6 protein-coding genes are annotated in these 6,312 nt (G+C 42.8%); all 6 read left to right on the top strand.

What is annotated here, in order from left to right; all coding sequences use genetic code 11:
* Positions 1–1,195: amidohydrolase family protein (locus tag V2I46_10460; GenBank protein ID MEE4177921.1), on the top strand; the 1,195-nt coding region annotated here is incomplete at its 5' end.
* A 21-nt stretch (positions 1,196–1,216) separates the two neighbouring features.
* Positions 1,217–2,167: a serine protease gene (locus V2I46_10455; GenBank protein ID MEE4177920.1), complete on the top strand. Its 951-nt coding sequence runs from the start codon at positions 1,217–1,219 to the stop codon at positions 2,165–2,167.
* Between the two features lie 210 nt (positions 2,168–2,377).
* Positions 2,378–2,767 carry a cupin domain-containing protein gene (locus V2I46_10450; protein MEE4177919.1) on the top strand — a complete coding sequence of 130 codons (390 nt, stop codon included), beginning with the start codon at positions 2,378–2,380 and terminating at the stop codon, positions 2,765–2,767.
* A gap of 25 nt (positions 2,768–2,792) precedes the next feature.
* Positions 2,793–3,350 (top strand): isochorismatase family protein, encoded by a 558-nt coding sequence (locus tag V2I46_10445; protein MEE4177918.1) that lies wholly within the window; start codon positions 2,793–2,795, stop codon positions 3,348–3,350.
* A 79-nt stretch (positions 3,351–3,429) separates the two neighbouring features.
* Positions 3,430–4,653 (top strand): radical SAM protein, encoded by a 1,224-nt coding sequence (locus tag V2I46_10440; protein ID MEE4177917.1) that lies wholly within the window; start codon positions 3,430–3,432, stop codon positions 4,651–4,653.
* A 747-nt stretch (positions 4,654–5,400) separates the two neighbouring features.
* A complete protein-coding gene (locus V2I46_10435) occupies positions 5,401–5,616 on the top strand; it encodes an addiction module protein (GenBank protein MEE4177916.1) in 216 nt (71 codons plus the stop codon).
* The last annotated feature ends 696 nt before the right edge of the window (positions 5,617–6,312 follow it).

The raw sequence follows: 6,312 nt of genomic DNA, 5'->3' as shown, positions 1-6,312 counted from the left end.
TTGTTTTGAAAAGAGCGAGGCAAATAATTCTCTGCCATTCATCACTTCTCCACTGATGATGGATATTTATTTTGTTGCAGATAAAGGTAAATATCTGGACAAAAAAAAGTTTATTGATGAGCTTCCTGAAAATGACTGTCGACAGGCTGTCATCCCTTTGGACGTTAGTCCAGAAGATCGAGAACGGTTTGAATCATTTGCCGAAGACTTAAGACAAAAAGTACTCAGTGTAGTGAGAGAAAAGAAATCCATCTCAAAAATGCAGCCTGAAGGAATTGATACGGGATTGGAAGATGCAGAAAAGGCAATGGAAGATGTTATCACTGAATTCAGGTTTTTTGCCGTGGAAGAAGGTATTGCAGATGAAGGAAAGGGCCTGGTACAGTTAACAAGAGGTTTTCTCAAACAACTAAAAAAGATACAAAAATTAAAGAAAAAGTATCCGGAAACGGTTTTTCCTTTCTTTGCTGTTGATCCGCGCCGGGTTGGTGTCGCACAATTACTTGAAGAAAATCTACAAAATGGTACATTTTCTGGTGTCAAGCTCTATCCCCCCCTAGGATATTTTCCTACCCATCCTGATCTCTATCCAATTTATGATCTGTGTTTGCAGTACAATGTTCCTGTTACTGCCCACTGCTCACCAGGCGGTTTTCATACATGTTGCAGCACCGTAAAAACCCAGTCATGTGATCGCAATGGCAACGAAGAAACCATAGAGGTTATAGTTGCCAAAGGTTATGATCTGTCGGCATGTTCTGAGCCACAGGGTCTCTATTTTGCAGATCCGGATAATTGGGTGGAAATTCTGGAAAATGAAAAATATAAAAATTTACGTATCAATCTTGCTCATTTTGGTGGGGAAGAGCAATTCCTTAAATATGTTGATGGACAGGGAGAAAAAGAGAACTGGACAGCAAAAATCATCAGATTGATTAAACGATTTGATAACCTTTATACAGACATCTCTTATTTCACCAGCGTTGATGTTGCACCAAAAATCGAAAAACTTCTTTCCGATCACAGATTTTTAAAAGATCGGCTGATGTTTGGTACGGATTTTGTCATGATCTTAAACGATTATAAGTTAACCAGTGAGCAAAATAAGGCACTTGTTGACTATTTTAATCACTTTGAAGGTTTATCCGAACTATTGTTTTCCACTAATGCACTCCGTTTTTTGGGAAAAAATTGATTCTGATGAAGGAGGTAAGCAATGAATATTCATAATATACTATCTGACCATGAACTCTATGATGAAATTGATTCCCGTTTAAACAAAAACCAGCTGGGTAACCGTTTTCCCATCATGCGGACAACTGACCAGGTTCGATCCATTATCAGAGGTGTACGAGAACGTGCAGAACTGCCTGACATAGAAGTAGAATCCATAGTGAGGCGATTCGGAAGACCTGTACTCTTTATTCAAAACGACACCTTTGAGTTACCTCAGAGCGAAGTTTTACGACAGCGTTTACAAAATTGCCGGTACCTCATCGAAAATGGTATCCGATCAGTGGGCCGGATTGAGTTGCGTGAACACCCGAATCACGCTTGGGTTGGCACTGGTTGGTTGGTGGCCGATGATATCGTCGTCACCAATCGGCATGTGGCAGAAGAATTTGCCGTAAGAGACAAAGAACGCTTTGTGTTTAAAAGAAATTTCAAAGGCCGCACCATGTTAGCCCGAATCGATTTTGCTGAAGAATTCGGAATGCCAGACCAAGACGAATACCAATTGGCCGAACCATTATACATTGAAGATAGAGATGGTTACGACATTGCTTTCTTCCGAGTGAAAAACGCAGTAAGTGATGCACAGCCTATTTTACTTTCTTCCTCTTCCAAGAAGAATGACAATGTCGTCACCATTGGATATCCTGCCCGCGACAGTCGCATTCCGGACCAGGCCTTAATGTCAACCATTTATGGAGATGTTTATGATGTAAAACGACTTGCTCTCGGCGTCCTAATGGCTGAAGAAACGTATGACAATTTAACTTACATTTCCCACGATTGTACAACATTAGGAGGCAATTCAGGTTCAGTGGTTTTGAATCTTAACGGGAGTGGTGCCGCTGGTCTCCACTTCAGTGGTTCTTTTGGCGAAGCGAATTATGCTGTACCTGCCACTGTTGTGGCTGAAAGATTATCAAAAATTTCCTGAAGGAGTTTAAGCCAACTTTACCATTTGTTCCATCATTTCTTAAGAAAATGTCCAAGGTGCAAAATGAATTTAGGGATTCAACGTAATTTGTTGTTGCCAAAATATTGCCTCAGGTGCCGTGCGGACTATGGTTTATCGCACTAACCAGCGCATGAGGTGGTTTTATGTATTTTAACTTTTATGTTTTCTCGAAAACCAGATTTAGCGCCGGTGGAAAAATTTATTATGACCAAACTCCATATCATCCAAAACAAATCTGATTCAGAGTATTACTTTGAGGAACGCTGTTTTATTACCGAGTGGTTGAACTCACCCAGCGACGAAGAAGTCTCTGTTGCAAAGGCAAGAGTTGAACCTGGCGTCACAACCAGGCTCCACCGCCTTAAAGACGTGACAGAACGCTATATTATCCTTAAAGGTAAGGGCCTCGTTGAAGTGGGTGAACTGCCCCCAACAAAAGTTGGTTCAGGAGATGTGGTTTTAATACCTCCTGGTATACCACAAAGAATTACCAACATCGCTGACTCAGATCTTATCTTTCTGGCAGTATGTACCCCAAGATTTACGAAAGATGCTTATGAAGACATATATTCAACTTAAACCTTTTTATCTTTTAGGATAGATTATGATTCGTCATGAATATATTGCTACCTGTGAAGACAGTCTTTTCCTAATAATCGACTTTCAAGTGGGGATGCTCAAGGCTATAAATTCCTGGGAAAAGGTTACCGGTAAAGTGAATCAACTCATACGGACCGCCAATATTCTCGGTATTCCGATCCTTTTGACAGAACAGTACAAAAAGGGTCTCGGTGAAACCCACCCAGAATTACTCCGGGAAATCAAGTCTCCCCTGATATGCCAAAAGGAGCACTTCAGTGCCTGTATTGAACCTGATTTTCTTTCCGCTATGCATTCTTTCCGGCGCAATAAAATCATAGTGGCCGGGATGGAAACCCATGTATGTGTCTTACAAACCTGTCTGGATCTTATAAAGGCAGGATTTCAGATACACCTGGTCGCCGATGCCGTGGCATCCCGTACAAAAGAAAACCGTAATATTGCCATAAATCTTTTGCGACAGGCCGGAGCCGTAGTAAGCTCAGCAGAAATTGTCATCTTTCAATGGGCATACCGGGCAAACACCGAAAACTTTCGGAAGATTCTGCCTGTTATCAAATAGCCGGGGCGGTTAGCGAGGAGTTTTGTCAGTGAGAGTTCTTCTTATTTCGGCTAATACGGAACAGTTCAACATGCCGGCCATGCCGCTGGGCCTGGCGTGCATGACTGCTGCTGTTGCAAAAGCAGGTCATGAAGTTGTCATGATTGACCTTATGTTTGAAACGAATGTCAGGGCCATACTTAAAAAATCCATTGAAAAATTTCACCCGGAATGCATCGGTATTTCGATTAGAAATATTGACGATCAAAATTTTGAAGCTCCCGAATTTTTGCTTGAAAAAGTCAAAGATGTTGTTTTGATATGCCGGGAATTGACTGATGCGGTCATTGTCCTTGGCGGTGCCGGTTTCAGCATATTTCCGGAAAGTACGCTCACTTACCTTGGGGCGGACATGGGAATTGCTTGTGAAGGAGAAATCGCTTTTCCGGCATTTTTGTCAAAACTTGAAAACGGCAGTAACCTTTCCGGGATTCCAGGGCTTTATTTTCGCGATCGCGGCCCGCAACAACCAAAAAAAATTGCCGGAAGGCTGGATAAGTTGACACTTCCCGACCCAGGGATTCTGTCTGTTTCAGCGGCCAAAAATATGGAATCCTGGATTCCGGTGCAAACCAGGCGGGGATGCCCTCTTAAATGCAGTTACTGTTCCACTCCGGCTATTGAAGGCACTATCATTAGGAAGCGGTCACCAGAAATTGTTACCAACTGGATTGAAAGCTGGGTCAAGGCGGGATACCGAAAGTTCTTTTTTGTGGATAACACGTTCAATTTACCCCCGACCTACGCTAAAAAGATGTGTCGAAGCATTATTAAAAAAGGATTGAATATCAGGTGGTGCTGTATCCTGTATCCTAAAAATGTTGATGGGGAATTGGTTGAACTGATGGCGGATGCCGGCTGCAGGCATATCAGCCTGGGTTTTGAAAGTGGTTCCGTGCAAATGCTTAAAAGCCTCAACAAACGATTTTTACCGGAAGATGTGCGGACAATTTCAGACATTTTTGCCAATCATAACATCGCGCAAATGGGTTTTCTTTTAATGGGGGCTCCTGGTGAAACAAAGAAATCCGTTGAAGAAAGTCTTGCCTTTGCGGATTCACTTCAACTTGACGCCCTGAAAGTTACGGTGGGTGTTCGTATTTATCCCAACACACCTCTGGCTGAGATTGCTAAAAGAGAAGGTTTCCTCACCTCAAAAAGCAACTTGCTTTATCCAAGCTTTTATCTGGCACAGGGGCTGGAGGGCTGGCTTTTAGAGAGGTTGAAGAAATGGATGGCATCCCGCCCACATGTGATAAAGTAGGAGGCCTCTCTCATTGCAGTTGGTGCTAATGGAGATCAGGAGCATATCGCAATGGGAATGATCTGGCCGAGGCCGACGCTCTTTCACTTTCTGTCCACGCGAGAGAATCTCACCGCCTTCGCGGACATTGCCGAGCGATGTACGGCCACAGAGACAGGAATCCACCTCCATCTCTATCAGGCCAGGCGCATCCTTCTGCAATGGTGCGACTATTTCTTCAACCCGTTTTAAATCGGCAAGGAGATTACGAAGGAACGGTAAGCGTTCGGCCAACTGCATCTTCTCAGGCGGCACAAACCATGTCATGGTGGCCTCCAAAAAAACCAGGAGAGAGCCATCATGAAAAAAACAGAGCCTCTGAATGCGAAAAAAAGTGAGTCTATTGGGAACAGATACTTTTCAGGTACTAAACAAGCGGTTTTCCTCAGATTGAGTTATGTTGCCAAACAGATTACATCAATACAGGTTCCAATACTTGAAATTCCTTTAAAACCTTATCAAGCTGTGTTCTTGGTATTTTGGGCATATTCCGTCTACCCAAAAGTATATCCAAGATCTGATTAGAATCTAATACTTAAGCATGATTATCCAAACCCGGAATATTTTCGGATCGGAAATGTTAAGGATACCGAAACGATTCGTAACCAGTTTTTATTTCAATGTCTTCCATACAAAGCTTGAATTAAGAATCAATATATTATAGAATATAGCAATAATTTCAGGAGGTGATTTATAATGGCTACATCCGTGGAAGAACTGGCAACAAAGGCCATGGCTTTACCTGGTGAAGCAAGGGCTCTACTAGCTGAGAGACTTGTTGAAAGTCTTAATGAGGAGTCAGTCAGTGAAATCTGGCTGATCGAAACAAAAAAGCGCCGTGATGAAGTGCGAAGTGGTCAAATTAAACCAATACCTGGTGTTAAGGTGATGGAAGAAGTTCGGAAGCTTATTGATGATAAATGAGATACTCATTCCATCCAGAAGCACGCACTGAATTCAAGGAAGCGACGATTTACTATTTTGAAAAAAGCCCCTCATTGGGAGTGGCGTTTTATTCCGAGGTAGAAAGCGCGATCGAAAAGATAGTCGAGAACCCGGATTTATATCGCGTGATTGATGAAGATGTGCGACGTTGCTTGACCAGGCGGTTCCCATACGCTGTTCTTTATACCATCGAAGACAATTATATTTTAATACTGGCAATTATGCATTGTAGCCGGGAACCATCGTACTGGAAACATAGGCTCCCTTAGAAATTCCACAAATGCGAACCTCTCTTTCGAGGGGACGCGGAACACATGGGTGTTTTTTCCCGAGCATCCCGACCGCACCGCTCAATTCAACGTTCACAATAATTATCCAAAGATAGAATATTCCCGGCTCGGAATTTTCAAAGATACCGTTTCAATTCGAAACTTGAATTGTCCGTAAATTTAGTGTGTCCTTCCTACCGCCAAGGTTGCATGAAAATTTATATTGGGGGCATGTCCATTATAAATATCCCCACCCTTTGATGACCAAGCACAATCGCGTTATCCGGGCGATGTTGTAATCGGCCAAGCTGATGCCGACATGGCAACCGTGGTGGGTTCCTCGTTCAGATCCATTTAAAGCTCAAGCGGCTTTTGTATTCAAAGGCTTTGTTGTTGGCTTCATGAA

The sequence above is a fragment of the Bacteroides sp. genome, from assembly GCA_036351255.1.
GTDB lineage: Bacteria > Bacteroidota > Bacteroidia > Bacteroidales > UBA7960 > UBA7960.
The sequence above is the reverse complement of the archived record's forward strand: the minus strand, read 5'-3'. Positions and strand labels throughout refer to the sequence as shown.